At 57.8% G+C, this 25,678-nt stretch carries 25 protein-coding genes and 3 tRNA genes; 15 read left to right on the forward strand and 13 right to left on the reverse strand.

Translation table 11 applies throughout. The annotated features are described in order from the left end of the window. Nucleotides 1-46: 46 nt before the first annotated feature. The 5 genes from rstB to G5221_RS10550 form a co-directional block, all read right to left on the reverse strand. Nucleotides 47-1,372 carry a two-component system sensor histidine kinase RstB gene (rstB, locus tag G5221_RS10530; RefSeq protein WP_421263209.1) on the reverse strand — a complete coding sequence of 442 codons (1,326 nt, stop codon included), beginning with the start codon at nt 1,370-1,372 and terminating at the stop codon, nt 47-49. A gap of 21 nt (nt 1,373-1,393) precedes the next feature. After that, nucleotides 1,394-2,104: a two-component system response regulator RstA gene (gene rstA / locus G5221_RS10535; RefSeq protein WP_236371530.1), complete on the reverse strand. Its 711-nt coding sequence runs from the start codon at nt 2,102-2,104 to the stop codon at nt 1,394-1,396. A 317-nt stretch (nt 2,105-2,421) separates the two neighbouring features. Continuing rightward, nucleotides 2,422-2,497 (reverse strand) — tRNA-His (locus G5221_RS10540). A 52-nt stretch (nt 2,498-2,549) separates the two neighbouring features. Beyond that, a tRNA-Arg gene (locus G5221_RS10545) sits at nt 2,550-2,626 on the reverse strand. A gap of 37 nt (nt 2,627-2,663) precedes the next feature. Beyond that, nucleotides 2,664-2,740 (reverse strand) — tRNA-Pro (locus G5221_RS10550). A 213-nt stretch (nt 2,741-2,953) separates the two neighbouring features. On the opposite strand from G5221_RS10550, the gene folD reads away from it, so the two are divergent. Then, complete coding sequence (gene folD / locus G5221_RS10555; protein ID WP_005337113.1) at nt 2,954-3,808, forward strand: bifunctional methylenetetrahydrofolate dehydrogenase/methenyltetrahydrofolate cyclohydrolase FolD; 855 nt, start codon at nt 2,954-2,956, stop codon at nt 3,806-3,808. 117 nt (nt 3,809-3,925) lie between these two features. On the opposite strand, the gene cspD is transcribed toward folD, so the two are convergent. Then, nucleotides 3,926-4,144 (reverse strand): cold shock-like protein CspD, encoded by a 219-nt coding sequence (gene cspD, locus G5221_RS10560; RefSeq protein ID WP_005300025.1) that lies wholly within the window; start codon nt 4,142-4,144, stop codon nt 3,926-3,928. Between the two features lie 229 nt (nt 4,145-4,373). Here cspD and clpS point away from each other — a divergent pair, with 229 nt between their 5' ends. Next, nucleotides 4,374-4,691 carry an ATP-dependent Clp protease adapter ClpS gene (gene clpS, locus G5221_RS10565; protein WP_319920861.1) on the forward strand — a complete coding sequence of 106 codons (318 nt, stop codon included), beginning with the start codon at nt 4,374-4,376 and terminating at the stop codon, nt 4,689-4,691. A 59-nt stretch (nt 4,692-4,750) separates the two neighbouring features. Continuing rightward, nucleotides 4,751-7,006 carry an ATP-dependent Clp protease ATP-binding subunit ClpA gene (clpA, locus tag G5221_RS10570; protein ID WP_005337110.1) on the forward strand — a complete coding sequence of 752 codons (2,256 nt, stop codon included), beginning with the start codon at nt 4,751-4,753 and terminating at the stop codon, nt 7,004-7,006. A 68-nt stretch (nt 7,007-7,074) separates the two neighbouring features. On the opposite strand, the gene infA is transcribed toward clpA, so the two are convergent. The 3 genes from infA to aat all read right to left on the reverse strand — a co-directional run bounded on the left by infA (nt 7,075) and on the right by aat (nt 8,782). After that, entirely contained in the window at nt 7,075-7,293 is a 219-nt protein-coding gene (infA, locus tag G5221_RS10575; protein WP_005300033.1) for a translation initiation factor IF-1, read from the reverse strand. A gap of 68 nt (nt 7,294-7,361) precedes the next feature. Continuing rightward, nucleotides 7,362-8,078 carry an arginyltransferase gene (locus G5221_RS10580; RefSeq protein ID WP_421263210.1) on the reverse strand — a complete coding sequence of 239 codons (717 nt, stop codon included), beginning with the start codon at nt 8,076-8,078 and terminating at the stop codon, nt 7,362-7,364. After that, nucleotides 8,075-8,782: a leucyl/phenylalanyl-tRNA--protein transferase gene (gene aat / locus G5221_RS10585; RefSeq protein WP_128816334.1), complete on the reverse strand. Its 708-nt coding sequence runs from the start codon at nt 8,780-8,782 to the stop codon at nt 8,075-8,077. The genes G5221_RS10580 and aat overlap by 4 nt, the downstream gene beginning before the upstream one ends. Before the next feature lie 19 nt (nt 8,783-8,801). Here aat and G5221_RS10590 point away from each other — a divergent pair, with 19 nt between their 5' ends. After that, the gene (locus G5221_RS10590) at nt 8,802-9,272 is read left to right on the forward strand and encodes a glycine zipper 2TM domain-containing protein (RefSeq protein ID WP_421263211.1); all 471 of its coding nucleotides are present in this window, start codon (nt 8,802-8,804) and stop codon (nt 9,270-9,272) included. Between the two features lie 108 nt (nt 9,273-9,380). On the opposite strand, the gene G5221_RS10595 is transcribed toward G5221_RS10590, so the two are convergent. The 3 genes from G5221_RS10595 to ald form a co-directional block, all read right to left on the reverse strand. After that, nucleotides 9,381-10,628 carry a diguanylate cyclase gene (locus G5221_RS10595; RefSeq protein ID WP_005351207.1) on the reverse strand — a complete coding sequence of 416 codons (1,248 nt, stop codon included), beginning with the start codon at nt 10,626-10,628 and terminating at the stop codon, nt 9,381-9,383. Nucleotides 10,629-10,690: 62 nt separating this feature from the next. Further along, a complete protein-coding gene (gene trxB / locus G5221_RS10600; protein WP_111900030.1) occupies nt 10,691-11,641 on the reverse strand; it encodes a thioredoxin-disulfide reductase in 951 nt (316 codons plus the stop codon). 185 nt (nt 11,642-11,826) lie between these two features. Continuing rightward, nucleotides 11,827-12,942: an alanine dehydrogenase gene (ald, locus tag G5221_RS10605; protein ID WP_047438314.1), complete on the reverse strand. Its 1,116-nt coding sequence runs from the start codon at nt 12,940-12,942 to the stop codon at nt 11,827-11,829. Between the two features lie 150 nt (nt 12,943-13,092). On the opposite strand from ald, the gene lrp reads away from it, so the two are divergent. The 5 genes from lrp to serS all read left to right on the forward strand — a co-directional run bounded on the left by lrp (nt 13,093) and on the right by serS (nt 20,004). Beyond that, nucleotides 13,093-13,584, forward strand: coding sequence for a leucine-responsive transcriptional regulator Lrp (gene lrp, locus G5221_RS10610; RefSeq protein ID WP_005300047.1), 492 nt, complete (start codon nt 13,093-13,095; stop codon nt 13,582-13,584). Between the two features lie 202 nt (nt 13,585-13,786). Further along, nucleotides 13,787-16,297: a DNA translocase FtsK 4TM domain-containing protein gene (locus G5221_RS10615; protein ID WP_421263212.1), complete on the forward strand. Its 2,511-nt coding sequence runs from the start codon at nt 13,787-13,789 to the stop codon at nt 16,295-16,297. Nucleotides 16,298-16,377: 80 nt separating this feature from the next. Then, a complete protein-coding gene (gene lolA, locus G5221_RS10620) occupies nt 16,378-16,986 on the forward strand; it encodes an outer membrane lipoprotein chaperone LolA (RefSeq protein ID WP_421263213.1) in 609 nt (202 codons plus the stop codon). 76 nt (nt 16,987-17,062) lie between these two features. Continuing rightward, entirely contained in the window at nt 17,063-18,400 is a 1,338-nt protein-coding gene (locus tag G5221_RS10625) for a replication-associated recombination protein A (protein WP_421263214.1), read from the forward strand. A gap of 308 nt (nt 18,401-18,708) precedes the next feature. Beyond that, nucleotides 18,709-20,004 carry a serine--tRNA ligase gene (serS, locus tag G5221_RS10630; protein WP_005351225.1) on the forward strand — a complete coding sequence of 432 codons (1,296 nt, stop codon included), beginning with the start codon at nt 18,709-18,711 and terminating at the stop codon, nt 20,002-20,004. A gap of 2 nt (nt 20,005-20,006) precedes the next feature. Here serS and G5221_RS10635 read toward each other — a convergent pair whose 3' ends face one another. Next, on the reverse strand, nt 20,007-20,183 hold the full coding sequence (locus tag G5221_RS10635) for a hypothetical protein (RefSeq protein ID WP_155395816.1): 177 nt from the start codon (nt 20,181-20,183) through the stop codon (nt 20,007-20,009). Nucleotides 20,184-20,191: 8 nt separating this feature from the next. Here G5221_RS10635 and G5221_RS10640 point away from each other — a divergent pair, with 8 nt between their 5' ends. The 6 genes from G5221_RS10640 (at nt 20,192) to G5221_RS10665 (ending at nt 25,647) form a co-directional block, all read left to right on the forward strand. Further along, nucleotides 20,192-20,680, forward strand: a complete 489-nt coding sequence (locus tag G5221_RS10640) for a CvpA family protein (protein WP_005337086.1) — start codon at nt 20,192-20,194, stop codon at nt 20,678-20,680. Nucleotides 20,681-20,701: 21 nt separating this feature from the next. Continuing rightward, nucleotides 20,702-22,222, forward strand: a complete 1,521-nt coding sequence (gene purF, locus G5221_RS10645; RefSeq protein ID WP_005351229.1) for an amidophosphoribosyltransferase — start codon at nt 20,702-20,704, stop codon at nt 22,220-22,222. A gap of 218 nt (nt 22,223-22,440) precedes the next feature. Continuing rightward, entirely contained in the window at nt 22,441-23,199 is a 759-nt protein-coding gene (gene miaE, locus G5221_RS10650; RefSeq protein WP_005346385.1) for a tRNA isopentenyl-2-thiomethyl-A-37 hydroxylase MiaE, read from the forward strand. Between the two features lie 303 nt (nt 23,200-23,502). Further along, nucleotides 23,503-24,147: an adenylate kinase gene (gene adk, locus G5221_RS10655; protein WP_005337083.1), complete on the forward strand. Its 645-nt coding sequence runs from the start codon at nt 23,503-23,505 to the stop codon at nt 24,145-24,147. A gap of 98 nt (nt 24,148-24,245) precedes the next feature. Next, nucleotides 24,246-25,220 (forward strand): ferrochelatase, encoded by a 975-nt coding sequence (gene hemH, locus G5221_RS10660; RefSeq protein WP_421263215.1) that lies wholly within the window; start codon nt 24,246-24,248, stop codon nt 25,218-25,220. Nucleotides 25,221-25,254: 34 nt separating this feature from the next. After that, on the forward strand, nt 25,255-25,647 hold the full coding sequence (locus G5221_RS10665; RefSeq protein WP_421263216.1) for an MAPEG family protein: 393 nt from the start codon (nt 25,255-25,257) through the stop codon (nt 25,645-25,647). The last annotated feature ends 31 nt before the right edge of the window (nt 25,648-25,678 follow it).

Here is a 25,678-nt window from a genome sequence, read left to right on the forward strand (position 1 = left end):
TCCTTATTCGGGTTGATGTTATGGAGCGTTCTCCATGACAGTCATCCTATGACGGTTGCAGCGGCCCTTCAGTGAGCGGTTGGTGACGGTTTGTATCCAAATGTACAGGCAGGGTGAGGCAGAAGCGGGCGCCGTGGTCACTGGCCAGCAACGCCACATCCCCCCCGTGATGACGGGCAATGCTGCGCACGATGGCCAGCCCCAACCCGGTGCCGCCGGTGCGACGATCCCGGCTCTGATCAAGGCGTACGAACGGCTCGAAGATCTGGGGCGCCAGCGCCGGATCGATCCCCGGCCCATTGTCGCTCACCTCCAGCAGATAGTTCTCCTGCAGCCGCGAGATGGAGAGGGTAACCTCGCTCTCGGCGTAGCGCAGGGCGTTGCTGATGAGGTTCTCCACCGCGCGCGTCAGCAGACGCTGATCGCCGCACCAGGGCATGTGGCGTGGCGGCAGATCGAGGGTGAGCCTCTTCTCGGGTGCCAGCGCCTGCCAGTCGCCAAGATGCGCTTGTGCCCAGTGGCTGAGTTCAAGCTCGTCGCGCTGCAACGGCAACTCGGGTCTATCCAGCCTGGCGTAGGTGAGCATCTCTTCGATCAGGGCGTCCAGCGCGCCCAGATCTCGCTCCAGCGCCTGCTGCTCCTGCTCGGCAGGGGCTGGAGCGAGCATGGCAAGCCGATAGCGCAACCGGACCAGCGGGGTGCGCAACTCGTGGGCGATGGCATCGGTCAGTTGCTTGCGGCTGGCAATCATGGCCTGCAATTGGGTCGCCATTTGATCGAAGGTGCGTCCCACCCGGGCCAGACTGCTGCCCGGTGGCAGATTGGTTCGGCAGGAGAGATCCCCATCGCCCACGCGACGTGCGGTTTGCTCCAACTGTTGCAAGCCGCGCCAGTGGGGACGCAGCCACAGAAGGATGGGCAGGCCGAGAGAGAGGCCGATCACCAGCAGCAGCCCCACATCGACCCAGTGCAGCTCATGCAGGTAGGAGAGGTAGGGTACAGGGCCGACAATCAGCACCCGGTCGGTATCGGGGATGCGCTGCAGGAAGGTGTCATCCTCCTCGACGATGATAATGTTGCCGGCAGCCAGAAAGGCCTGATCCTCGCTGGCCAGCGGCTGGCGCACCAGCTCGCCGATCTTGAGGGGGAGGGTAAACTGACTGCTCTGCTCGGCCAGTCGATCGGACCAGCGCTCTGGCGGGGTTCTTGCCAACTCGCCGGTCAACAGGCCAAGAGAGCCCTGCATCATGCGTTCGAGATAGCGATCACCCGCCCGTTCGGCGGTCACCTGATAGACCACTCCCACCAGCAGGATGGCCAAGGTGAAGCAGCCGATCAGCAACAGATAGAACTGGATAAAGAGACGGCGCATGGCGGTGCTCCCGAAAGAGGGTTATTCCCAGGCGTGGGGGACGAAGAGGTAGCCTTTCTGGCGCACCGTCTTGATCCGGGTCGGGTTGTCGGGGTTATCACCCAGTTTGCGGCGCAGGCGGGAGATGGCCACATCCATGCTGCGATCCTGACCGTCGTACTCCCGGCCGCGCAAGCTGCGAAAAAGGGCTTCCCGACTCAAGATTTGGCCCGCGTGGCAGGCGAGCTCCCACAGCAGATCAAAGTCGGCGGTCGAGAGAGCAATGCTCTCGCCATCGAGGCGCACATCTCGCCCCGGACCATCCACCCGCAGCAGACCAAATTGCAGTTGCTGGGGAACGCTGCTGGTGGCGGCCGGTTGGGTTGATGCTTGCTGGTGCTGGCGAAACTGCACCCGAAGTCGGGCCAGCAGCACCGGTGGTGGTGTCGTTTTGAGGATGTAGTCGTTGGCGCCCAGCTCCAGACTCAGGATCTGGTTCATGTCGCTATCCAGCGAGGTGAGCATTACGATGGGGCCGTCGAAGCGTGGCCGCAGATCCCGACAGAGGGACATGCCATCTTGCCCCGGCAACATGATATCGAGCAGCACCAGATCGGGCTGTTCGGCCTCGACCCGGGCCAGCGCCATGTCCCCTCTGGGCTCGAGGATCACGTCCATATCGTGGCGACCGAGCCAACTGCTGATGAGCTGGCCAATCTCGGGATCATCTTCGACAAAAAGAATGCGTTGCATAGAAAAGCTCCAACGGGAAGCAGGAGAGAAGAAGAGCGATCAGCATATCAATGGCGCCTGGGAAATACAGAAAAAGAACCAGACAGGCTGATGTGTGGGGGAGTGTGGCTGTGTGTATCGATGGGGAGGCGCACATCGTGACAAATGGGCAGAGCCGCGTTTATCGATCTAGAGGATGATGGCCTTGCAGACAAGGTAAGGCGCTGTCGAGCGCAAAAACAAAAAAACCGGCCAAGGCCGGTTTTTCGCGGAGCAGACCAGAAGGTCACTGCACCAAGTCGATGGACATCACCTTGCGGCGATTATCGACAGAATAATGGGGTGGCTGATGGGGCTCGAACCCACGACAACCGGAATCACAATCCGGGACTCTACCAACTGAGCTACAGCCACCACTGAAATTTTCATCAACGCTCGCCAATCCAGAAGGATTGGGGAACATCAATGGCGCGCCCTGCAGGATTCGAACCTGCGACCCACGGCTTAGAAGGCCGTTGCTCTATCCAACTGAGCTAAGGGCGCTTTGTATCAACACGTCTTGAGGACGAGTCGATGAACATGGTCGGTGATAAAGGATTCGAACCTTTGACCCTCTGGTCCCAAACCAGATGCGCTACCGGACTGCGCTAATCACCGAAAATCCCTGACCAGCATATCGACATGAGTCGTACTGGGCAACGGGCGGGCATCATAGCCAAGCGTAAGGGCCAGCGTCAACGACTTTTTCCCCCAGTAAATTCAAGTGCCTACTTATTGCCCGCTACAGGTCTGGCGTGCGTCTGCCGCTAACATCCCGGCTAAAAAAATGCGACAATGCGCGGCAGTTGAACACATGGTGAGTGGAGAACGATGTCTGCCAAAATCATAGATGGAAAACAGGTTGCGCAAACGATTCGCAGCCAGGTCGCGGCGCAAGTCCAACAGCGGTTGGCGGCAGGGAAACGGGCTCCAGGGCTGGCAGTCATTCTGGTGGGGGCGGATCCAGCCTCTCAGGTCTATGTCGGCAGCAAACGTCGGGCGTGCGAGGAGGTGGGTTTTCTCTCCCGCTCCTATGATCTGAGTGCAACCGCCAGTCAGGAAGAGCTGCTGGCGCTGATTGACCAGCTGAATGCGGATAGCCACGTAGATGGCATTCTGGTTCAGCTGCCGTTGCCGGATCACTTTGATACCACTCAGGTGCTGGAGCGGATCCAGCCTGACAAGGATGTAGATGGATTTCACCCGTATAACGTCGGCCGTCTGGCCCAACGTATTCCGGCGCTGCGCCCCTGCACTCCGAAAGGGATCATGACGCTGATTGAAACCACCGGTGTCAAAACCCATGGTTTGCACGCCGTTGTGGTCGGCGCGTCCAACATAGTGGGGCGTCCCATGACCCTCGAATTGTTGCTGGCGGGCTGTACAACTACGACCTGTCACCGTTTTACGCGGGATCTGGAAGAGCAGGTTCGCCGTGCCGATCTGTTGGTTGTCGCAGTCGGCAAGCCCAACTTCATCCCGGGCGAGTGGATCAAACCGGGGGCACTGGTAATCGATGTGGGCATCAACCGCTTGGCTGATGGCTCGCTGGTCGGGGATGTGGAGTTTGAGACGGCGCGCAGCCATGCCTCCTTCATTACCCCGGTACCCGGTGGCGTGGGCCCGATGACGGTCGCCAGCCTGATGGAAAATACCCTGATCGCCTGCAGTGAATATCACGACTGATCATGGCTGGTGATAACCCTGTGATCCCGTGAGGAGGCAGGGTTCGCCAGAAATCTGACAATAAAAAACCGGTTGCTCAGAGAGGAACCGGTTTTTTATTTATCCAACGGGTGTTATTTACATATTTTGTGCTTCGTTTGGCACAATCACAGAGGCGTGATTTCCTTTCGGCCCCTGTTGCAGTTCAAAATTGACAGCCTGACCCGCTTTCAGGGTCTTGTAGCCCTCCATTTGAATCGTGGAGTAGTGAGCGAAGATATCCTCACCGCCCCCTTCCGGACAGATAAACCCAAATCCTTTTGCGTTGTTAAACCACTTAACTGTGCCGGTTGCCATACTTCTACATCCTTTTATTGATTACCCAGAAGTCGTTGAGTAACCTGCGCCAGCCCTTTATAACTAGGGACATGGGCCCATAGCAGACGGGCACAGATTAGCAAGTAACCAATCTAGTCTAACTTTTGAGCGAGTCAAGAAGTTGTTAACAGCTGATGTGATCTGGTTAACAAGTCTATTGACAACCTTGTGTTAGACGGTAGTAATCTAGAGGTACCAAAGCGCGATTATGAGCAAGCAGAAAGAACTCTTTGCTAATGAAAAGATTGCAGAAGCAGAGAAAACAAAGCTGCAGCCGCCACCCATGTATAAGGTTGTGTTGAACAACGATGACTACACGCCCATGGAGTTTGTGGTGGAGGTGCTGCAAAAGTTCTTTGGTATGGATTTGGACAAGGCGACTCAGGTCATGCTGAGTGTGCATTATAGTGGTAAGGGTGTCTGCGGCATGTTTACCGCAGAGATCGCCGAAACCAAGGTTGTCCAGGTCAACACCTATGCACGTAACAACGAACATCCACTGCTCTGTACTATGGAAAAGGCTTGAATCTGATGACTTGATGGCGAGTGTGACACCACATTGTAGCTGTACTAGGGGAGGTGCCTATGTTGAATAAAGATCTAGAAAAGACGCTGAACGAGGCTTTCAAACTGGCCCGTGACGAGCGCCACGAATTCATGACCGTCGAGCACCTGTTGTTAGCCCTTCTGGATAACAGTTCAGCCCATGAGGCGCTGAGCTCCTGTGGTGCCGATGTCGAGCAGATGCGCAAGGAGATCCGCGCATTCATCACCCAAACTACTCCGCTCATACCGCGCGACGATGAAGATCGTGAAACCCAGCCGACACTGGGCTTCCAGCGCGTGTTGCAGCGTGCCGTCTTCCATGTGCAATCCTCCGGCAATACCGAAGTCAGCGGCGCCAACGTGCTGGTCGCTATCTTCAGTGAGCAGGAGTCACAAGCTGCCTATTTCCTGAAAAAAGCCGAGATCAGCCGTCTTGACGTCGTCAATTTCCTCTCCCACGGGGTGCGCAAGGACAGCAAGCCTGATCTCGGCAGCAATAACAATCCCGAGTCTGATGATGATGTCTCGGCCGCACAGATCGAGAGCTTTGCCACCAACCTGAACCAGCTGGTGCTGGAAGGGCGCATCGATCCGCTCATCGGTCGTGATCAGGAGCTTAATCGTACGATTCAGGTGCTCTGCCGTCGTCGCAAGAACAACCCGTTGCTGGTGGGTGAAGCGGGCGTGGGTAAAACCGCCATTGCCGAAGGTCTGGCCTATCGCATCGTCAAGGGGGATGTCCCCGAGGTGATTGCGGGCAGTACCATCTATTCGCTGGATATGGGTTCTCTGCTGGCGGGCACCAAATACCGTGGTGATTTCGAGAAGCGCCTCAAGGTACTGCTCAAGCAGATTGAGCGTCAGGAAGGGGCCATCCTCTTTATCGACGAGATCCATACCATCATTGGTGCCGGTGCTGCTTCCGGTGGTCAACTGGATGCGGCCAACCTGATCAAGCCGCTGCTCTCCAATGGTTTGCTCCGCTGCGTGGGATCCACCACTTATCAGGAGTACGCCCAGATCTTCGAGAAAGACCGTGCGCTGGCCCGTCGCTTCCAGAAGATCGATATTGTCGAGCCAACTATCGATGACACCACTCGCATCTTGATGGGGCTCAAGAGTCGCTACGAAGCCCACCACGGCGTACGCTATACCGCCAAGGCGATCCGTGCAGCTGCCGAGCTCTCTGCCAAGTACATCAATGATCGTCACCTACCCGACAAGGCGATCGATGTGATCGACGAGGCGGGCGCCGGTCAGCGGTTGCTGCCTGCGAGCAAGCGCAAGAAAGTGATCAATGTGCAGGAAATTGAATCCATTGTGGCCAAGATCGCCCGCATTCCGGAAAAATCAGTCTCCTCTTCAGATAAAGAAGTACTGAAGAACTTGGAACGCAATCTGAAGATGGTGGTCTTTGGTCAGGATAAAGCCATCGAGGTGCTGACCGATGCGATTCGCCTCTCTCGTTCAGGTTTGGGTAACGAGCGTCGCCCGGTTGGTTGCTTCCTGTTTGCCGGTCCTACCGGTGTTGGTAAAACAGAGGTGACCCAGCAGTTGGGCAAGGCATTGGGTGTCGAGATGCTGCGCTTTGATATGTCCGAGTACATGGAACGCCATACCGTATCTCGCCTGATTGGTGCGCCTCCCGGCTATGTCGGTTTTGAGCAGGGTGGTTTGCTGACTGATGCGGTGATCAAGCATCCTCATTCCGTTGTGTTGCTTGACGAAATTGAGAAAGCTCACCCGGACGTATTCAATCTGCTGTTGCAGGTGATGGACAACGGCACCCTGACCGACAACAACGGGCGCAAGGCGGATTTCCGTAACGTGATTTTGGTCATGACTACCAACGCCGGTGTGCAGGAGACTCAGCGCAAATCGATTGGCTTCCAGCAACAGGATTTGAGCCACGATGCCATGGCGGTGATCAACAAGACCTTCAGTCCGGAGTTTCGTAACCGGCTTGATCACACCATCTGGTTCAACCATCTCGATATGACGGTGATCCATCAGGTGGTCGACAAGTTCATTGTCGAATTGCAGGTTCAACTGGATGCGAAGGGAGTCTCTCTCGAGGTGTCCGAACGTGCCCGCCACTGGTTGGCAGAGAAGGGATATGACAGAGCCATGGGGGCTAGACCGATGGGTCGGGTTATCCAGGAGCACCTCAAGAAACCCCTGGCCAACGAGATCCTGTTCGGTTCACTGGTTGACGGGGGAATAGTGAAGGTTGAGTTGGTAAATGACAGCCTCAGCTTTGATTTTCAGGTCAATGTTGAAGCTGTTTCCCACTAAGCGTCAGTGATCAGAAAACGACAAAAAACCCCAACCGAAAGGTTGGGGTTTTTTGCTGAATTCCTGGCTTAGCGAGAGCGGAAAACAATACGTCCCTTGGAGAGATCGTAGGGAGTCAGTGCTACCGTTACTTTGTCTCCAGTCAGGATACGAATGTAGTTTTTGCGCATCTTGCCTGAAATATGAGCGATAACCACGTGACCATTCTCCAGTTCCACACGGAACATGGTATTGGGCAGGGTTTCGAGAATAGTGCCCTGCATCTCAATACTGTCTTCTTTAGCCATTGAATCCTCTTGATAAGCCACAACAAAAAACCGCTGGATCATGCCGGATTTAAGGCTATGTGTAAAGTTTACTCGGGCTTGGTGTCGATATTTTTCCATTCCCCCTGAATTAACAGCTCGTGAGGGAGATAATTGCGCTTGTAATTCATCTTGCGGCACGCCTCTACCAGATAGCCAAGATAGAGCCAGCTTCGCCCGGTTCGCCTGGCCAGATCGAGCTGGCAGAGGATGGCAAAGGTGCCCAGGGAGCGATCGGCATAATCCGGATCGAAGAAGGTGTACATGGCGCTCAAGGAGTGGGGGAGCAGGTCTGTGGTGGCGACACCGATAAGGCGGTCCTCTTTGCGCATCTCCAGGTAGAGCGGCGGCATCCAGTCACAATGGAGAAACCCGCGATACTGGCTGCGGTTGGGGGGATACATACTGCCATCGCGATGGCGTTCGCGGATATAACGTTCGTAGAGCTGGTAATACTCGGGCTTGTCATCGTAGCTCAGGACGATCTCGATATCTTTGTTGAGCTGGCGGATCCGCTTCTGGCCGCGGCTGGGGCGAAAGCGCTCGCTGTGAATACGAAGGGACTGGCAGGCATGGCACGCCGGGCAGTGGGGGCGATAGATATCGTTGCCACTGCGGCGAAAACCGGCAGTCAACAATCGCTCGTAGCCGTTGGCGTTGAGCAGATTGTGATCCATCAGTACCAGCAGTTGCTCCTGTTCATGGTCCAGATAACTGCAGGGATGCTTGGGAGTCAGCCCTACTTTAAGGATCACTTCTTCAGTCATAGGCTGATCTCCCCCTCTTGCCAGCAGGAAGCCAACAGTGGTTGATGGCCAAGGCGCGCCAGCTCGGCCAGAAAACGGGCCCTTGGCCACTCCTCGATACCCAGGGTCGCCAGAAACGGGTTCTGCATCTGGCAATCGATAAGTGCTCCACCATGGCGTGAAAAGTGGCGACAGAGTGCCACCATGGCAAGTTTGGCGCCGTTATCAATCCGGCTGAACATGGATTCACCGCAAAACAGTCGGCCGATAGAGAGGCCATACAGTCCCGCTTGCAGCTCTCCCTCCTGCCAGATCTCGATAGAGTGGGCATGACCCAGTTGGTGCAACTGCTGGTAGGCCTCGATCATGGGTTGGCTGATCCAGGTGCCATCGGCAGTGCGACGAGGGGCGGCGCAGGCGGTAATGACTTCATTAAAGGCGCGATTGACGGAAATATCGAATGGGGTACGGCGGATAATCTTCTGCAGTGTCCGCCCCACATGGAGTTGGTCGGGACGGATCACCCCACGGGGATCCGGTGACCACCACAGGGTCGGTTGGTGGGGTTCATTCCACGGGAAGATCCCCTTGTGGTAAGCTGCCAGCAATCTGGCAGGGGAGAGATCCCCGCCGATCGCCAGCAAGCCGTTGGGCTCTTCCAGCGCATGGCTGGGGTCGGGAAACCAGCAAAGCTCATCATCCAGTTGGGTAAGATAGCGAGACATAAGGCAACGAGGTTCATAGATGAAGGCCATTATCCTGATAGTATCCAGCTTGCTCTGCTTTGTCACGGCGCCCGCCGGGGCGGAGGTCTACCAGCGCAATACCGTGCGGCCGGTCAATCAGGTGGTGTTTGGTCAGGTCGAAACGGTGCGCAATATTACCCAGCGCCAGATCCTGGAGTCAGAGCACTCTGGCTGGAAGACGCTGGGTGGTGCCGTGTTGGGCGGCCTGCTGGGCAATCAGTTTGGCGGCGGTCATGGCCGTGAAATCGCCACCGCCGTTGGCGCGCTCGCAGGTGCTGCGGCTGCGCAGCAATACCAGTCCGAGGGAACAGTGGTGGAAAACAAGCTGGTGGAGCTGCTGATCCGCAACGAGCAAAATGCCCTTATCAACGTGATCCAGGATTATGATCCCGCCATGGTTTTTACCAATGGGGACAAGGTGCGCATTCTCTACTTCGATGATGGGGTGCGGGTCGACAAGACTTACTGACTTTCGATAGTCATTGTGATGGGGAGACTGTGGCAGGAAAGGAACCCGCAGACTCTCCTGTTGGAAAGTCTGTCGGGCGGTAATACACGGGACTGATGCCCTGAGGATTCAGATAGCTGTCTCTTGAGAGACTATCTTGTCGCGACCGGTGTTCTTTGCCTGATAGAGCAGCCGATCCGCTACGCTCAGCGCCTCGTCCATGGATATCCGCCCGACGCTGATCACGCCGTAACTGGCGCGAACAAAGAGCGGGGTTTCCGGTGACAAGGGTTGCTGGCGCAGCTGCTGACGCAGCCCTTCAAGACGCTTGATCAACACGGGGACGGTACAGTGAGGCACCATCATGGCAAACTCCTCTCCGCCAAATCGGGCGATCATGGCATCGGGGAAGAACTGGGTCAGTAGCCGGGTCAGATGGCAGAGCAGTTGATCGCCGATGGCATGGCCCCAGTGATCGTTGACCTGCTTGAAGTGATCCACATCGAGCACACAGAGTGCCAGAGGCGTCTGCTGGCGCTGATGCTCTTCAAACCATTTTTGCCCTTCGTTGAACCAGTAACGTCGGTTGTAGAGACCGGTCAGGTAGTCGCGATTGGCTGACTCCTGAATGCTGTTGAACTGCTCGAGGGCTTCCAGATTGTGGCTGACCCGACACTGCAGCTCTTCCGGCTCGAACGGCTGGTTGAGAAAGTCGTTGGCGCCCTGCTTGAGATAGCGAGCAGAGAGACCGCGCTTGTCCGAGACCGAGATCCCGATAATCGCGAGCTGCTGCTTGCTGTATCGCTCTCTCAGCATCCGCACCAGACTGATGCCATCGATATCCGGCATATAGTAGTCGACCAGTGCCAGCCGGATGTCCGGGTGTTGCTCCAGCATCGCCATCGCTTCACGGGCATGACTGGCCTCATGCACCTGCAACAGCTGCTTGCGCAACTGGGCCATGGTGCGGTGACGGGAGGTGCGTGAGTCGTCGACCACCAGCACTTCGATGGACTGGTTGAGATAGAGGCGGTGCACCAGACTGACGGCATATTGCAGCGAGTGGCGCGAATCCTTCATCACATAGTCCAGCACGCCGGTTTCCAGCCAGGCGGCACGTTTATCCTCGCTGATGTCGGCAGTGAGGATCACCACCGGCAAACCTCGAGCCAGCAGCTCGTTGACCGCTTCGCCACGGGGCGCATCCGGCAAGGTCAGGTCCACCAGCGCGACCACATACTCCTCGCCCCGACAGTGACGAGCGCCTTCGAGGGTATCGAAGGCGTCAATCTCGAGGCCTGTCTGCTGGGCAATGGCCTGAGTCAGCATACGGCGGATGGTCAGGCTATCTTCGACAATCAATATCTTCTGTTTCATTAGACTCCTTCAAATAAAAAAGGCATACCGACTGGTATGCCTTATATCACAACTGCGCTTATTTATTGCGCGTCGAGGTAGCGTTCGGCATCGAGGGCTGCCATGCAGCCGGTACCGGCAGAGGTGATCGCCTGACGGTAGTTGTGGTCGGCCACGTCGCCGGCAGCGAAGACACCTTCAATGCTGGTCTGGGTGGCAAAACCGTCGAGGCCGCCACGTACCTTCAGATAGCCGTTTTGCATCTCCAGCTGGCCATCGAAGATCTGGGTATTGGGCTGATGGCCGATGGCGATGAAGACGCCCATCAGCGCCAGCTCGCTGGTGCTGTTGTCCTGAGTGTTGCGCAGGCGCACACCGGTGACCCCCATCTGATCGCCCAGCACTTCGTCCAGGGTCTGGTGGGTGTGCAGCACGATGTTGCCGCTCGCAACTTTGTCGTGCAGACGCTTGATCAGGATCTTCTCGGCACGGAATTCGTCGCGGCGGTGGATCAGGTGCACCTTCTTGGCGATGTTGGCCAGATACAAGGCTTCTTCAACTGCTGTGTTGCCGCCGCCGATCACCGCCACTTCCTGATTGCGGTAGAAGAAACCGTCACAGGTGGCACAGGCGGAGACGCCGCGACCCTTGAAGGCCTCTTCGGAGGGCAGACCTAGATACTTGGCGGAGGCGCCGGTCGCGATGATCAGGGCATCGCAGGTGTATTCGCCGTTATCGCCCTTGAGACGGAACGGGCGCTGAGTCAGTTCGACACTGTTGATGTGATCAAACAGGATGCGGGTATCGAACTTCTCTGCATGGGCTTTCATGCGCTCCATCAGGGCAGGGCCGGTCAGCCCTTCCGGATCACCTGGCCAGTTCTCCACTTCGGTGGTGGTGGTCAGCTGACCCCCTTGCTGCATGCCGGTGATGAGCAGGGGATTGAGGTTGGCGCGGGCGGCATAGACGGCCGCGGTGTAACCGGCCGGGCCTGACCCTAAGATCAGCAATTTGCTGTGAGTGACTTGGCTCATGATGTCATTTCCGGGATGTGATGAGTTTGCGCGATTGTAGGTAATTCGTGATCCGGGGTCAAAGGCTGGTGAGTCGATTGCACTAATCGTGTTCACAAGGGGTGACATGCAAAATAAAGGAATAAAAAAACCGCCCATCGCGGGCGGATTTTCACTCATCTCCAACTGGCGCAGGCCAGCGCAGATCAGTTCAGCAGGGTCAGGGGATCCGTGTAGGCAAGGCCATGCGCCACGGCCACTTCCTTGCAGGTGAGCTTGCCCTCCATCACGTTGAGCCCGTGCAGCAGGTTGGGATCGTTCAGCAGTGCCTGACGATACCCTTGCTGTGCCAGCTTGATGATAAAGGGGAGGGTGGCATTGTTGAGCGCCACGGTCGAGGTGCGGGCCACCGCCCCTGGCATGTTGGCGACACAGTAGTGCACCACCTCATCGACGATATAGGTCGGATCCTGGTGGGTGGTGGCGTGGGAGGTTTCCACACAGCCGCCCTGATCGATGGCCACATCGACGATGGCAGAACCCGGCTTCATGCGCGCAATGTGGTCACGGCTGACAAGTTTTGGCGCAGTGGCACCCGGCACCAGCACGCCGCCGATGACCAGATCGGCCGCCAGCAGATGGCGCTCCAGCGTCTCGCTGTTGGAGTAAACCACCTTGGCCGCTCCCTGGAACTCGTTATCGAGACGGCGAAGGGTATCGACGTTGTTGTCGAGGATGGTCACATCTGCGCGCAGGCCAATGGCCATGCGGGCTGCATTAGAGCCGACCACGCCGCCACCGATGATCACCACCTTGGCCGGTTCGACACCGGGTACGCCGCCGAGCAGCACACCGCTCCCACCGCGCGATTTTTCCAGCGCCTGGGCACCCGCCTGAATAGACATGCGACCTGCGACTTCCGACATGGGGGCCAGCAGGGGCAGGCCGCCACGGCCGTCGGTGACGGTTTCATAGGCGATACAGATGGCGCCGCTTTTCAGCAGGGCTTCGGTCTGGGGCAAGTCTGGCGCCAGATGCAGATAGGTGAACAGGGTTTGACCCGGACGCAGCATGGCACATTCGACAGGCTGAGGTTCCTTGACCTTGACGATCATCTCGGCTTTGGCGAAAACCTCTGCTGCAGAGGCCAAAATTTCGGCTCCAACAGCGATATAATCTGCATCGCTGAAGCCAATGCCGTTTCCGGCACCGCTTTGGACGAAAACAGTATGGTTTCGTGCTGTCAGTTCACGTACACTGGCCGGAACCATGCCTACGCGGTATTCATGGTTTTTTATCTCTTTAGGTACACCGATAATCATGCTATCCCTCGTCTATAGATTGGTGTTTCATGTTGCCAAAATGTTAACCAACATTTGCGCCTAGTATATTCAGGTATTGACAGGATTTGTGACCATAATTATAAAATGAATGGTGATTCTTACCAAAAAATAGCCAAAGGATGGAATAAAATGATGGAAGCTAAGAGTCGGCTAAAGGATTTGGACAGGATTGACCGCAACATTCTTAATGAACTGCAAAAGGATGGCAGGATTTCGAATGTTGAGTTGTCCAAGCGAGTTGGCCTGAGTCCTACACCGTGTCTGGAACGGGTTCGTCGCCTCGAGCGACAAGGTTATATCGAAGGATATGCCGCTATTCTGAACCCTCATTATCTGGACGCATCTCTGCTGGTGTTTGTAGAGATAACCCTCAATCGCGGGGCGCCTGATGTGTTTGAACAGTTCAACAAGGCTGTTCAGGTGCTCGAAGAGATCCAGGAGTGTCATCTGGTTTCCGGTGACTTCGACTATCTGCTCAAGACCCGAGTCAGCGACATGTCGGCTTACCGCCGTCTGTTGGGGGAAACCCTGCTGCGTCTGCCCGGTGTCAATGACACCCGCACCTACGTGGTGATGGAAGAGGTCAAGCAGAGCAGTCGTCTGGTGATCAGCACCCGATAAAGCAGGTTATGCCGTGGTATCTTTCCCATATGAGACACCATGACAGTCAGAAACGAGCGGCCGGTCCGCTCGTTTCTTCTTGTAAAGATAATTGCAAATATGGCCCCGTCCCATCAGGCTCTGGCTGACAATCGATGGGCTTTTCGGGGATACTAGGCCCCCTTATTTCCTGCATTACATGTTTTTAGAAAGGAGCCGGAGTTTGGCCGATAAAAAGCTGTTTACTCCTTTATCAGGTACACAACGGATCTTCGAAGCCGTCTTGATCGCCATCACCCTGATGGCTGCTTATCTTCTGCTTGCCCTGTTGTCCTATCATCCCGCTGATCCCGGTTGGTCCCAGACCTCCTGGCAAGGGGAGGTGAAGAACCTCGCCGGTAGTGCCGGTGCCTGGCTCGCCGATATCACCATGTTTACCTTTGGTGCCTTCTCCTATCTGGTGCCGCCGCTGGTGGTGCTGCTGGGCTGGAGTCTGTTCTGGCGCCCGAGCCGTCTGCTTGATGTGGATTACCTCACCCTTGGGGTGCGGATCATCGGCTTTATCCTGACTGTGCTCGGCATGTCGGCCATTGCCAGCATGAACTTCAACGATATGCAAAACTTCTCCGCCGGTGGTCTGGTGGGGGATGTGATCGCTTCTGCCGTGGTGCCGCTGTTTGGCGGCGTCGGGGCCAACCTGATGCTGCTCTGCTTCGTGGCAACCGGCATCACCCTGTTTACCGGCTGGTCCTGGCTCACCATCGTCGAGCAGATCGGCGCGGCCTGTACCGGTTCGGTCAGCGCTGTTTACCACTTCCCGACCACCCTCGGCCGCTGGCTGACCGGTGGCTGGCGTCAACCCCGCAACGAGGGGCCGGATCCCTTGCTGGAAGGCGGGGTAGGGGCCATCGCGTTTGATGACGAGGAAGATGAGCCGCACACCAGCTGGACTCGCAAGCCCAAGGCCAAGAACCAGAAGGCTGCCGCCGAAGAGTGGCTGCCGGAACTCGACGACGATACCTTCGAGTTCGATCCCCAGTTTGATGATGAGGATGACGAGCCAGCTCCGGCTGCCAAACCGAAACGTGCGGTGGCGGCTGCGAATGGGCGCCGTCAGCCGGTACTGGCTGTGGCCGATGATGATGACGATCTGGATCTGCCGTGGGCCGAAGGGGACGACGAGGTCGCCGCGCCGGTAGCCGTCGCACCGACCAAGCCCAAGCGTCGTCCGCAATCTACGCTGCCGCCGTTGCCGAGTATCGAGCTGCTAGACAGACCGCCAGCCAAGACCCAGATGATGAGCAAGGATGAGCTGGACCGCATGGGGCGTCTGGTGGAGGCCAAGCTTGCCGACTACAACGTGCAGGCCAAGGTGGTGGGTGTCTATCCGGGCCCGGTCATTACCCGTTTCGAGCTGGATCTGGCGCCGGGCATGAAGGCGAGCAAGATCACCAACCTCTCGCGCGATCTGGCCCGTTCCCTCTCTGCCAGCAGCGTGCGGGTGGTTGAGGTGATCCCGGGTAAGACCTACGTCGGTATCGAGCTGCCCAACCGGGTGCGTCAGACCGTTTACCTGCGCGAAACCCTCGACTGCGATGCCTTCCGAGATAGCCGCAACCCGCTCACCATGGGCCTGGGTCAGGACATCGCTGGGGAGCCGGTGGTGGTGAACCTGGCCAAGATGCCGCACCTGCTGGTGGCCGGTACCACAGGTTCCGGTAAGTCGGTAGGGGTCAACACCATGATCATCTCGATGCTCTACAAGTCATCCCCCGATGACCTGCGTTTCATCATGATCGACCCCAAGATGCTGGAACTCTCCGTCTACGAAGGGATCCCGCACCTGCTGACCGAGGTGGTGACCGATATGAAGGACGCCGCCAACGCTCTGCGCTGGTGCGTGGGGGAGATGGAGCGCCGTTACAAGCTGATGTCTGCGGTCGGGGTGCGCAACCTCAAGGGCTACAACGACAAAGTGCTGGCTGCCATCGAGGAGGGGGAACCTCTGCTGGATCCGTTGTGGCGCCCGGGTGACTCCATGGATCAGATGCCGCCGGAGCTTGAGAAACTGCCCCACATCGTGGTGGTGGTGGACGAGTTTGCCGACATGATGATGATCGTCGGCAAGAAGGTGGAAGAGCTGATCGCCCGTATCGCCCAGAAGGCGCGGGCCGCCGGTATTCACCTCATTCTGGCGACCCAGCGTCCGTCGGTGGATGTCATCACCGGTCTTATCAAGGCCAACATCCCGACCCGGATCTCGTTCCAGGTATCGAGCAAAATCGACTCGCGCACCATCATCGATCAGGGGGGCGCCGAATCTCTGCTCGGTATGGGCGACATGCTCTACATGCCGGCCGGTACCTCCAACCCGACCCGGGTACACGGTGCGTTTGTCGATGACCACGAAGTGCACAAGGTGGTGGCGGATTGGAAACTGCGCGGCGAGCCGAACTACATCGAGGAGATCCTCTCCGGTGAGTCGGGTGGCGAAGGTGGCAGCGGCGAATATGGCGGTGGTGGCGATGAAGAGCTCGACCCCCTGTTCGACGAAGCGGTTGCTTTCGTGGTGGAGTCCCGCCGTGGCTCGACCTCCAGTGTCCAGCGCAAGTTCAAGATTGGTTACAACCGGGCAGCCCGTCTCATCGAGCAGATGGAGAATCAGGGCATCGTCAGCTCACCGGGTGGCAATGGTCAGCGCGACGTGCTGGCACCGCCGCCGGTGCGGGACTAAGCCTCACCGTTTCTTACTATCCCTGGCCATGCCCTCCGCGGGCGTGGCCTTTTATCGAGAGCGTCTTTATGAAGAGCGTGATGAAAAAACAACTGTTGATGGGTACCGTGCTGCTGATGGCCAGCAGCCAGGTGTGGGCCGATGCGGCCAGCGATCTCAAACAGAAGCTGGCGGGGGTGAGCCTCTTCTCTGCCAAGTTTGCCCAAACCGTCTATGACAGCAAGGGCAAGGAGCTGCAAAAGGCCAGCGGCGATCTGGTTGTGCAGCGGCCAAACCGTTTCAACTGGCACACCACCTCGCCGGACGAGAGCCTGATCGTGGCCGATGGTCAGGATGTCTGGGTCTATGATCCCTTCGTCGAGCAGGTGACAGCCCTCAAGCTGAAAGATGCGGTGCTCAACACCCCCTTTATTCTGATCGCCGGCAATGACGACAAGTTCTGGAAGAACTATGACGTGACTCAGGAGGGGGATGTCTACACCGTCACCAGCCGCAACAAGGATGAGCTGATCGCCTCCTTCCGAGTCACCTTCGACAGACAAGACAACATCAGTCGTTTCGATGTGAAAGAGGCGCAAGGGCAGTGGAGTGAATTCACCCTGAGCAGCTTCAACCGCAAGCCGGTGCTCAAGGGCAACGAATTTGTTTTCAAGATCCCGAAGGGGGTCGAGCTGGACGACCAGCGCTAATGAGCAAGCGGTCGTTGGATTGCTCGCCACTGCCCCAGTCAAAGGCGAGTGGCGTGACGCTGGGTGGTCAATACAGATGAGCAACTTGTCGCTGGATTTCTCATCGGACTTTCGTCCGCTGGCGGCCCGGATGCGGCCGCAAAACCTCGACCAGTATATCGGTCAGCAACATATCCTGGGGGCTGACAAGCCCCTGCGCAAAGCCATTCTGGCGGGTCACTGCCACTCGATGATCCTGTGGGGGCCGCCCGGTACCGGCAAGACCACGCTGGCGGAGTTGATGGCTCACTACTGCCAGGCGGAAGTGGAGCGACTCTCTGCGGTCACCTCCGGTATCAAGGAGATCCGCGCCGCCATCGACAAGGCGAAGGAGAACAGCTGGCGCGGAGTGCGCACCATCCTGTTTGTGGATGAGGTGCACCGCTTCAACAAGAGTCAGCAGGATGTGTTCCTGCCTCACATCGAGGATGGCACCATCACCTTTATCGGTGCATCCACCGAAAACCCCTCGTTCGAACTCAACAACGCACTGCTCTCACGAGCCCGGGTCTATCTGCTCAAGCGACTGGAGGAGAGCGATATTCTCGCCATGCTCGATCAGGCGATGACCGATCCCCGTGGTCTCAATGATCCGGCACTCACCTTCGCCCCCGGCGTCAAAGAAGCGCTGGCCAAGGCGGTGGATGGGGACGGCCGCAAGTCCCTCAACTATCTGGAGCTGTTGGCCGACATGGCCGAAACCGACAGCACAGGGGGGCGGGTGATCGACAGTGCCCTGCTCGCCGCCGTGGTGGGGGAGCACGTGGCCCGCTTCGACAAGGGGGGCGATCACTTCTACGACCTCATCTCGGCGGTGCACAAATCCATTCGCGGCTCGGCGCCGGATGCGGCGCTCTACTGGTATGCCCGCATGGTGAGCGCCGGTTGCGATCCCCTCTATATAGCCCGCCGCTTGCTGGCGATTGCCTCGGAAGATGTGGGTAATGCCGATCCGCGCGCCATGCAGGTCGCCCTGTCGGCCTGGGATTGTTTCCATCGGATCGGGCCGGCGGAAGGGGAGCGGGCTATCGCCCAGGCGATCGTCTATCTCGCCTGCGCCCCGAAAAGCAATGCGGTCTATACCGCCTGGAAGGCGGCGCTTCATGATGCCAAAAACCTCCCTGACTTCGAGGTGCCGGTACACCTGCGCAATGCGCCGACCAAACTGATGAGCGATCTGGGCTATGGCGCCGAGTATCGCTACGCCCATGACGAGCCGGGCGCCTATGCCGCGGGCGAGCAGTATTTCCCGCCCGAGCTGGCGGGCAAGCAGTACTACCAGCCCACCGATCGCGGCCTTGAAAAGCAGATTGGCCAGAAGCTTGATTACCTCCATGAGCTGGACAGGCAAAGTCCGCAGCAACGGGGCAAATAGCCCCTTTGTTACCCCGCGTGGCTGAAAATTGGTCAGGCGTTTGAATATGCAGGACGGTTTGCGTGCCAAAGTCGGTAAAAACGACACAAATAGTCCCTGTTCGGGCGGGGGGGCGGTCTGCTACACTGCCCGTCTGACCCCGCTTGTCTTGGCCTTGCGCCATCTTCTTGATCTCGAAGGCCTGTGATAGTTAAGGCCCGATTCTGAAGACGATTGGGGTGCGCCAACCGATGTTAACTTCCGGATCTGTTTCCCAGCCCGTCATGATGACTCAGGCCCAGATCCCATTTTAAAAAAGTAGGTAAACCATGCTGGATCCCAAATATCTGCGCAGCGATATCGAAGAGGCTGCCGCTCGTCTGGCGACACGTGGCTACGTTCTGGACGTAGCGGCTGTCAACGCTCTGGAAGAGAAACGCAAGGATCTGCAGTCCCGTACCCAGGAGCTGCAGGCCGAGCGCAACGCCCGCTCCAAATCCATCGGTGAAGCTGCCCGTCGTGGTGAAGATGTTGCCCCGCTCAAGGCCGAAGTGACCAAAATCAACGACGAGCTGGAGACCAGCAAGGTCGAGCTGGATGCCCTGCTGGCCCAGCTGAAAGCCATTGCCGACGCCATCCCCAACCTGCCGAGCGAGACTACTCCGGTGGGCCGTGACGAGAACGACAACGTGGAAGTGCGCCGCTGGGGTACCCCACGTGAGTTCAGCTTCCCGGTACGCGATCACATCGATCTGGGCGAAGCGGCCAAGGGCGTTGACTTCAAGAATGGCGTCAAACTCTCCGGTACCCGTTTCGTGGTGATGAAGGGTCAGATTGCCCGTCTGCACCGTGCCCTGGCTCAGTTCATGCTGGATTTGCACACCCAGCAGCACGGTTACACCGAGTGCTATGTGCCCTATCTGGTGAACCCGGACAGCCTCTATGGCACCGGCCAGTTGCCGAAATTTGCCCAGGACCTGTTCAATACCGGTATCGAAGGTGAAGGGGAAGAAGAGGGCAAGCTGCGCAAGTTCTCCCTGATCCCGACCTCCGAAGTGCCGCTCACCAACATGGCCCGTGACGAGATCTTTGACGCCCAAGAGCTGCCAATCAAGATGACCGCTCACAGCCCCTGCTTCCGCTCTGAAGCCGGTTCCTACGGTCGTGATACCCGTGGCCTCATCCGTATGCACCAGTTCGACAAAGTCGAAATGGTTCAGCTGGTTCACCCGGAGAAATCCTGGGATGCGCTGGAGGAGATGGTGGGTCACGCCGAGAAGGTGCTGCAACTGCTGGAGCTGCCGTATCGCGTGATGGCGCTCTCTACCGGTGACATGGGCTTCTGCGCTTCCAAGACCTACGATCTGGAAGTGTGGCTGCCGGCCCAGAACACTTACCGCGAGATCTCCTCTGTCTCCAACTGCACCGACTTCCAGGCGCGCCGCATGCAGGCTCGCGTGCGTATCGACGGCAAGCCGCAGCTGCTGCACACCCTGAACGGCTCCGGTCTGGCGGTGGGGCGTACCCTGGTTGCCGTGATGGAGAACTACCAGCAGGAAGATGGGCGCATCGCCATCCCGGCTGCGCTGCAATCCTACATGGGTGGCCTGACCCACATCGGGTAAGCTCACGCCGCTGACCACAACGCCATGGCATTGCCATGGCGTTGTGCATTCTGGCGCCGATCAACCGTTTTAGTGCTGAAAAAATGCGGCTTTTCGGCGTCGCTTTGAACAGTTAACACATTTTTATCAAGCAATGCGCAATCGTTTTTGTTAGACTGCGCCGCAATTTCGCAGGACATCTTTTTCTATGGTCTGGATTGATTACGCCATCATCGGCATCGTCGGTTTCTCTGCTCTCATCAGCCTGGTGCGCGGCTTCGTCAAGGAGGCTATGTCTCTTGTCACCTGGTTCGTCGCCTTCTTTATTGCCAGCCATTTCTATCCCGATCTCGCCGTCTATTTCACCTCCTTCTCCGACGCGCTGGTTCGCAACGGTCTGGCCATCGCGGCGCTGTTTGTGGCGACCCTGATCCTCGGCAGCGTGGTCAACTATGTGGTGGGCCTGTTGGTGGACAAGACGGGTCTCTCCGGTACCGATCGGGTGCTGGGTGTCTGCTTCGGTGCAATTCGCGGGGTGCTGATCGTCAGTGCCCTGCTTTTTTTCATGGATACCTTCACCAGCCTCTCCCAGAGCGACTGGTGGGTGGCGTCCAAGCTGGTGCCGGAGTTCAAGCCGGTGATCCAGTGGTTTTTCGGGTTCATGTTGAACTCATCCAGTTTTCTTAAACAGGTATAGTGACTTCGAGGTAGCAAAGACATGTGTGGTATTGTCGGTATAGTTGGCACCACCCCCGTCAATCAGGCCCTCTACGACGCCTTGACGGTGTTGCAGCACAGGGGACAGGATGCCGCCGGGATCGTGACCATTGATAGTGGAAACTTCCGGCAACGCAAGGCCAATGGCCTGGTGAAGGACGTGTTTGAAGTGCGCCACATGCAGCGTTTGCAAGGGAACATCGGCATAGGTCATGTCAGATATCCCACCGCAGGCAGCTCAAGTGCCGCAGAAGCCCAACCTTTTTATGTGAACTCTCCCTACGGCATGGTGCTGGCCCATAACGGCAACCTCACCAATGCCAAGGAGCTCAAGGAGCAGCAGTTCAAGGTCGCCCGTCGTCACATCAACACCACCTCCGATTCGGAAGTGTTGCTGAACGTGCTGGCCCACGAACTGGATCGCTGTGACAAGATGGCCCTGCGCCCCGAAGATATCTTCGCCGCGGTGCGCAGAACCCATCAGCAGATCCGCGGTGCATATGCGGTGGTCTCGCTGGTGATTGGCCATGGTCTCATCGGTTTTCGTGATCCCAACGGCATTCGCCCACTGATCCTCGGTCGTCGTCAGGACGAGCAGGGCCAGGTGGAGTACATGCTCGCCTCCGAGAGCGTGGCGCTCGACGCCATCGGTTTCGAGACGGTGCGGGATATTGCGCCGGGTGAAGCCATCTACATCACCGAGCAGGGCCAGCTCTTCTCCGAGCAGTGTGCGGAGAACCCGCAGATGAGCTCCTGCATCTTCGAATACGTCTACTTCGCTCGTCCCGATTCGTGCATCGACAAGGTCTCGGTCTACGCCGCCCGCCTCAACATGGGTCGCAAGCTGGGTCAGAAGATTGCCCGCGAGTGGGAAGATCTCGATGTCGATGTGGTTATCCCCATCCCCGAAACCTCCTGTGACGTGGCGCTGGAGATCGCTCATACCCTCGACCTGCCATACCGTCAGGGCTTCGTGAAGAACCGCTACATCGGCCGTACCTTCATCATGCCGGGCCAGACCCAGCGCAAGAAGTCGGTGCGCCGCAAACTCAACGCCATCAGCTCTGAATTCAAGGGCAAGAAGGTGTTGCTGGTGGACGATTCCATCGTGCGTGGTACCACGTCCGAGCAGATCATCCAGATGGCCCGTGAAGCGGGGGCAGCCAAGGTCTACTTCGCCTCGGCGGCGCCGGAAATTCGCTTCCCCAACGTCTATGGCATCGATATGCCCACCGCCAACGAGCTGATCGCCCACGGCCGTGAAGTAGAAGAGGTGTGCAAGCTGATTGGCGCTGACGGTCTGATTTTCCAGGATCTGGAAGATCTGGAAGCCGCCGTGCGGGAGATCAACCCGGATCTGCGTCACTTCGAGACCTCGGTGTTCAATGGCCACTACGTCACCTCCGACGTGGACCAGTCCTATCTGGATCACCTCAATGCCCTGCGCAACGATGACACCAAAGCGGTGCGTGAATGGCAGGAAGGCACCAGCAATCTGGAAATTTTTAACGAAGGTAGTTAAACGTTTGCGGTTTTGCCGGATGGGATAGCGAGATGGGGGCCTGTTGCCCCCATTGTCGTTTTTGCCTCACACAGGCAGAAGGGGGAGGAGATATCTGTTTGAAAAACATCCGCTTATCTTGCCGGATATGGGCATGGTCAGCGGGATCCGCTAGCATAGGCGGCAACATATATGACCGATACGCTTTTAACCGGCGTGTTTAACAAACGAGAGTTCAGATGGATGATCTGCTAGCCCCAGTGCGCCAGTTTTTGCAGTGCGAAACCCCGGATGAGTGGGTGGAGATGGCGCGGGATCCTGCCCGTTTGCCAACCCTGCTTATCGATCACGCCAACTGCGAGACCAAGGCCGCACTCACCGCCCACAGTCTGGTGCGCCGCTACTGCCTGCCCAAGGGCAAGCGCCATCTGCTGCCCAAGCTGGAGTTTTATCGCGAGCTGGATGCCATCCCGGAGAAGGCCGAGATCCTGGGCAAACGCAGCATGGGAGAGTCTGATCGCACCGTCTTTGCCGAGCTGGAACGCAATCCGCTGCTGTTTCCCATGGTACGACTCATTCAGGAGGAGCTGCATCACTTCGAGCAGGTGCTGGAGATCATGCAGGCCCGCGGCATCGAATACGGGCCGGTGACGGCCTCCCGCTATGCCCGCCAATTGATGCAGCATGTGCGCACCCATGAGCCGGCCACCATAGTCGACAAGATGATCATCGGCGCCTATATCGAGGCCCGCTCCTGCGAGCGGTTTGCCAAGCTGGCGCCCCATCTGGACGAAGAGCTGAGCCGCTTCTATGTCTCTTTGCTGCGCTCCGAAGCGCGTCACTATCAGGATTACCTGAGCCTGGCCGAACAGTACGCAGGGGAGGATATCAGCGAGCGGGTGGCCTTCTTTGGCAAGCTGGAAGCCGAGCTAATCTGCTCGCCGGATCCGCAGTTCCGGTTTCATAGCGGCCTGCCTGTCACATCTGACAGTTGTTGACGCACAGGGGGCAAACTACTATTGCCCTGTTCCTACTACGAGCGACAAGTAGTTACTTTTGAGCGCAATTCCCGGCCCTGAGCCGGGATCTTTTTTTCTGTCGTACGTCCTTCCTGCTTTTGGCGCTCTATGCTGAATCCCTGGCTATTTTTGCGTCTTCCCCTTGCGATGAAATCCTGTTCGATCAGCCGGTTATTGTGGTGATAAAGTGCTCATTCAAGTGGCTCACCCTTGTAGAAACGGGCGAAACCGTGTACTTTTTTGCCTTCGCAAGATTTGAATAACCAATCAATAGGAGCGTGTATGCGCATTGTTCTGTTGGGGGCTCCGGGCGCCGGCAAAGGTACCCAGGCTCAGTTCATCATGGAAAAACACGGTATTCCCCAGATCTCCACCGGCGACATGCTGCGTGCGGCGATCAAAGCGGGCACCGAGCTCGGTCTGAAAGCCAAAGCTGTGATGGACGCAGGTCAGCTGGTCTCTGACGACATCATCATCGGTCTGGTCAAAGAGCGCATCGCTCAGCCGGACTGCGCCAAAGGCTTCCTGTTGGACGGTTTCCCGCGCACCATTCCCCAGGCGCAAGCCATGAAGGACGCCGGTGTCGTGGTTGATTTCGTACTGGAGTTCGATGTGCCGGACGAAGAGATCGTCAAGCGCATGAGCGGCCGTCGCGTTCACTCCGGCTCCGGCCGTACCTACCACGTGGTGTTCAACCCGCCGAAAGTGGAAGGCAAGGATGACGTGACCGGTGAAGATCTGGTGATCCGCGCCGACGACGAAGAGACCACAGTACGCAAGCGTCTGGATGTATATCATCAGCAGACCGCGCCGCTGATCGGTTTCTACGGCAAAGAGGCGGAAGCGGGCCACACCCGTTACGTCAAGATCGACGGCACCCAGCCGGTTGATCTGGTCAGCAAGCAGCTTGCCACCATTCTGGGCTGATCTTTGCTGCCGGCACTGTTTCCCGTGCCATCAGATAAATAAAGAGAAGGGCCCTGTCGGGCCCTTTTTGCATAATTACAGATAGACAGGAAGCCAACGTGACCACGAAAACCGGAATATTGCTGGTCAATCTGGGTACCCCAGCCGCACCGACCACCGCTGCCGTCAAAGCGTTCCTCAGCCAGTTCCTGCACGATCCCCGTGTGGTTGACCTGCCCCGCTACCTCTGGTGCCCGCTGCTCCACTTCATCATCTTGCCGACGCGCTCGCCCAAAGTGGCCAAGCTCTATCAGCAGGTCTGGACCGAGCAGGGCTCGCCGCTGATGGTGATAAGCAAGCAGCAGCGTGCTGCGCTGGAGCAGGAGCTCAAGCGGGAGGGGGTCGAGGTGCCGGTGGAGCTGGCGATGACCTATGGTTCCCCGTCAGTGAATGATGGCTGGCAGGCGCTCAAGGCCAAAGGGGTCAACCGGGTGATCCTGTTGCCGCTCTATCCGCAATATTCGGTCAGTACCACCGCCTCGGTCTTCGATGCCTGGGGCAAGGCAATGAAGAGAGAACGTAACCTGCCGGTGGTGCGGCTCATTCGTGATTATCACGCCCATCCCGAATACATTCAGGCGCTGGCCATGAGCGTACGCCGTCACTGGGAGCAGCACGGTCAGGGTGATCACCTGCTGATGTCGTTCCACGGCATTCCCGAGCGCTACGAGAACGAAGGGGATCCCTATGGTCACCAGTGTCGCCATACCGCCAGCTTGCTGGCCGAGGCGCTCGGGCTGGAGGCCGGGCAGTGGACGGCCAGTTTCCAGTCTCGCTTTGGCAAGGAGGAGTGGCTCAAGCCCTACACAGACGTGACCATCGCCGGTATGCCTGCAGCGGGCATCAAGCGGCTCGATGTGATTTGCCCTGCCTTTGCGGCCGACTGCCTCGAAACCCTTGAGGAAATTCAGGTACAGAATCGGGAGATCTTCATGGAGTCCGGTGGCGAGCGGTTTGAATATATTCCGGCCCTCAACAGCGATCAGGCCCACATCAGGATGATGGTCTCGCTCATCTGCCGCGAATTGGCATGAGTGACCGGCAGTCAGTCAAACAAGGAGTCGAGTCATGGTACATATCACGCTGATATACGCAGGCCTGCTGGGGCTGCTGTTTCTGGGGCTCTCCTTCTGGGTGGTCAGACGCCGTGCCCAGTCCGGGGTGATGATAGGGCAGGGGGAGGCCCCCGAGCTGCTGGCGGCGATCCGGGCCCACGGTAATTTTGCCGAGTATGTGCCGCTGACCCTGCTGCTGATGGCGCTGTGCGAGCTCTCCGGTGCCGGTGCGCTCTGGCTGCATGCCGGTGGCGCCATGCTGTTGGTCGGCCGCATCCTGCATGCCATCGGCATCCAGATCCCCAAAGCCCCCAATGTGCCCCGTTTTCTGGGCACCTTGCTGTTCTGGCTCGCCCTCGGCCTCTTCTCGGTGCTGGCTCTGTTTCAGGGCATGGCGGCTGCCTGAAAACAGGCGCTTTGTATGCTATTGAACCACC

It is taken from the genome of Aeromonas sp. 602200, from assembly GCF_049173895.1.
In the GTDB taxonomy this organism is placed as follows: Bacteria; Pseudomonadota; Gammaproteobacteria; order Enterobacterales; family Aeromonadaceae; genus Aeromonas; species Aeromonas veronii_A.

Coding starts and splice junctions, on each gene's coding strand:
- G5221_RS10635 (WP_155395816.1), bottom strand. CDS start 20,183: ATGTCCTGCGAAATTGCGGCGCAGTCTAACAAAAACGATTGCGCATTG.
- G5221_RS10590 (WP_421263211.1), top strand. CDS start 8,802: ATGAAGGCCATTATCCTGATAGTATCCAGCTTGCTCTGCTTTGTCACG.
- G5221_RS10595 (WP_005351207.1), bottom strand. CDS start 10,628: ATGAAACAGAAGATATTGATTGTCGAAGATAGCCTGACCATCCGCCGT.
- rstA (WP_236371530.1), bottom strand. CDS start 2,104: ATGCAACGCATTCTTTTTGTCGAAGATGATCCCGAGATTGGCCAGCTC.
- G5221_RS10580 (WP_421263210.1), bottom strand. CDS start 8,078: ATGACTGAAGAAGTGATCCTTAAAGTAGGGCTGACTCCCAAGCATCCC.
- adk (WP_005337083.1), top strand. CDS start 23,503: ATGCGCATTGTTCTGTTGGGGGCTCCGGGCGCCGGCAAAGGTACCCAG.
- trxB (WP_111900030.1), bottom strand. CDS start 11,641: ATGAGCCAAGTCACTCACAGCAAATTGCTGATCTTAGGGTCAGGCCCG.
- ald (WP_047438314.1), bottom strand. CDS start 12,942: ATGATTATCGGTGTACCTAAAGAGATAAAAAACCATGAATACCGCGTA.
- clpS (WP_319920861.1), top strand. CDS start 4,374: ATGAGCAAGCAGAAAGAACTCTTTGCTAATGAAAAGATTGCAGAAGCA.
- lolA (WP_421263213.1), top strand. CDS start 16,378: ATGAAAAAACAACTGTTGATGGGTACCGTGCTGCTGATGGCCAGCAGC.
- lrp (WP_005300047.1), top strand. CDS start 13,093: ATGATGGAAGCTAAGAGTCGGCTAAAGGATTTGGACAGGATTGACCGC.
- clpA (WP_005337110.1), top strand. CDS start 4,751: ATGTTGAATAAAGATCTAGAAAAGACGCTGAACGAGGCTTTCAAACTG.
- G5221_RS10625 (WP_421263214.1), top strand. CDS start 17,063: ATGAGCAACTTGTCGCTGGATTTCTCATCGGACTTTCGTCCGCTGGCG.
- G5221_RS10665 (WP_421263216.1), top strand. CDS start 25,255: ATGGTACATATCACGCTGATATACGCAGGCCTGCTGGGGCTGCTGTTT.
- folD (WP_005337113.1), top strand. CDS start 2,954: ATGTCTGCCAAAATCATAGATGGAAAACAGGTTGCGCAAACGATTCGC.
- aat (WP_128816334.1), bottom strand. CDS start 8,782: ATGTCTCGCTATCTTACCCAACTGGATGATGAGCTTTGCTGGTTTCCC.
- infA (WP_005300033.1), bottom strand. CDS start 7,293: ATGGCTAAAGAAGACAGTATTGAGATGCAGGGCACTATTCTCGAAACC.
- cspD (WP_005300025.1), bottom strand. CDS start 4,144: ATGGCAACCGGCACAGTTAAGTGGTTTAACAACGCAAAAGGATTTGGG.
- rstB (WP_421263209.1), bottom strand. CDS start 1,372: ATGCGCCGTCTCTTTATCCAGTTCTATCTGTTGCTGATCGGCTGCTTC.
- miaE (WP_005346385.1), top strand. CDS start 22,441: ATGGATGATCTGCTAGCCCCAGTGCGCCAGTTTTTGCAGTGCGAAACC.
- purF (WP_005351229.1), top strand. CDS start 20,702: ATGTGTGGTATTGTCGGTATAGTTGGCACCACCCCCGTCAATCAGGCC.
- serS (WP_005351225.1), top strand. CDS start 18,709: ATGCTGGATCCCAAATATCTGCGCAGCGATATCGAAGAGGCTGCCGCT.
- G5221_RS10640 (WP_005337086.1), top strand. CDS start 20,192: ATGGTCTGGATTGATTACGCCATCATCGGCATCGTCGGTTTCTCTGCT.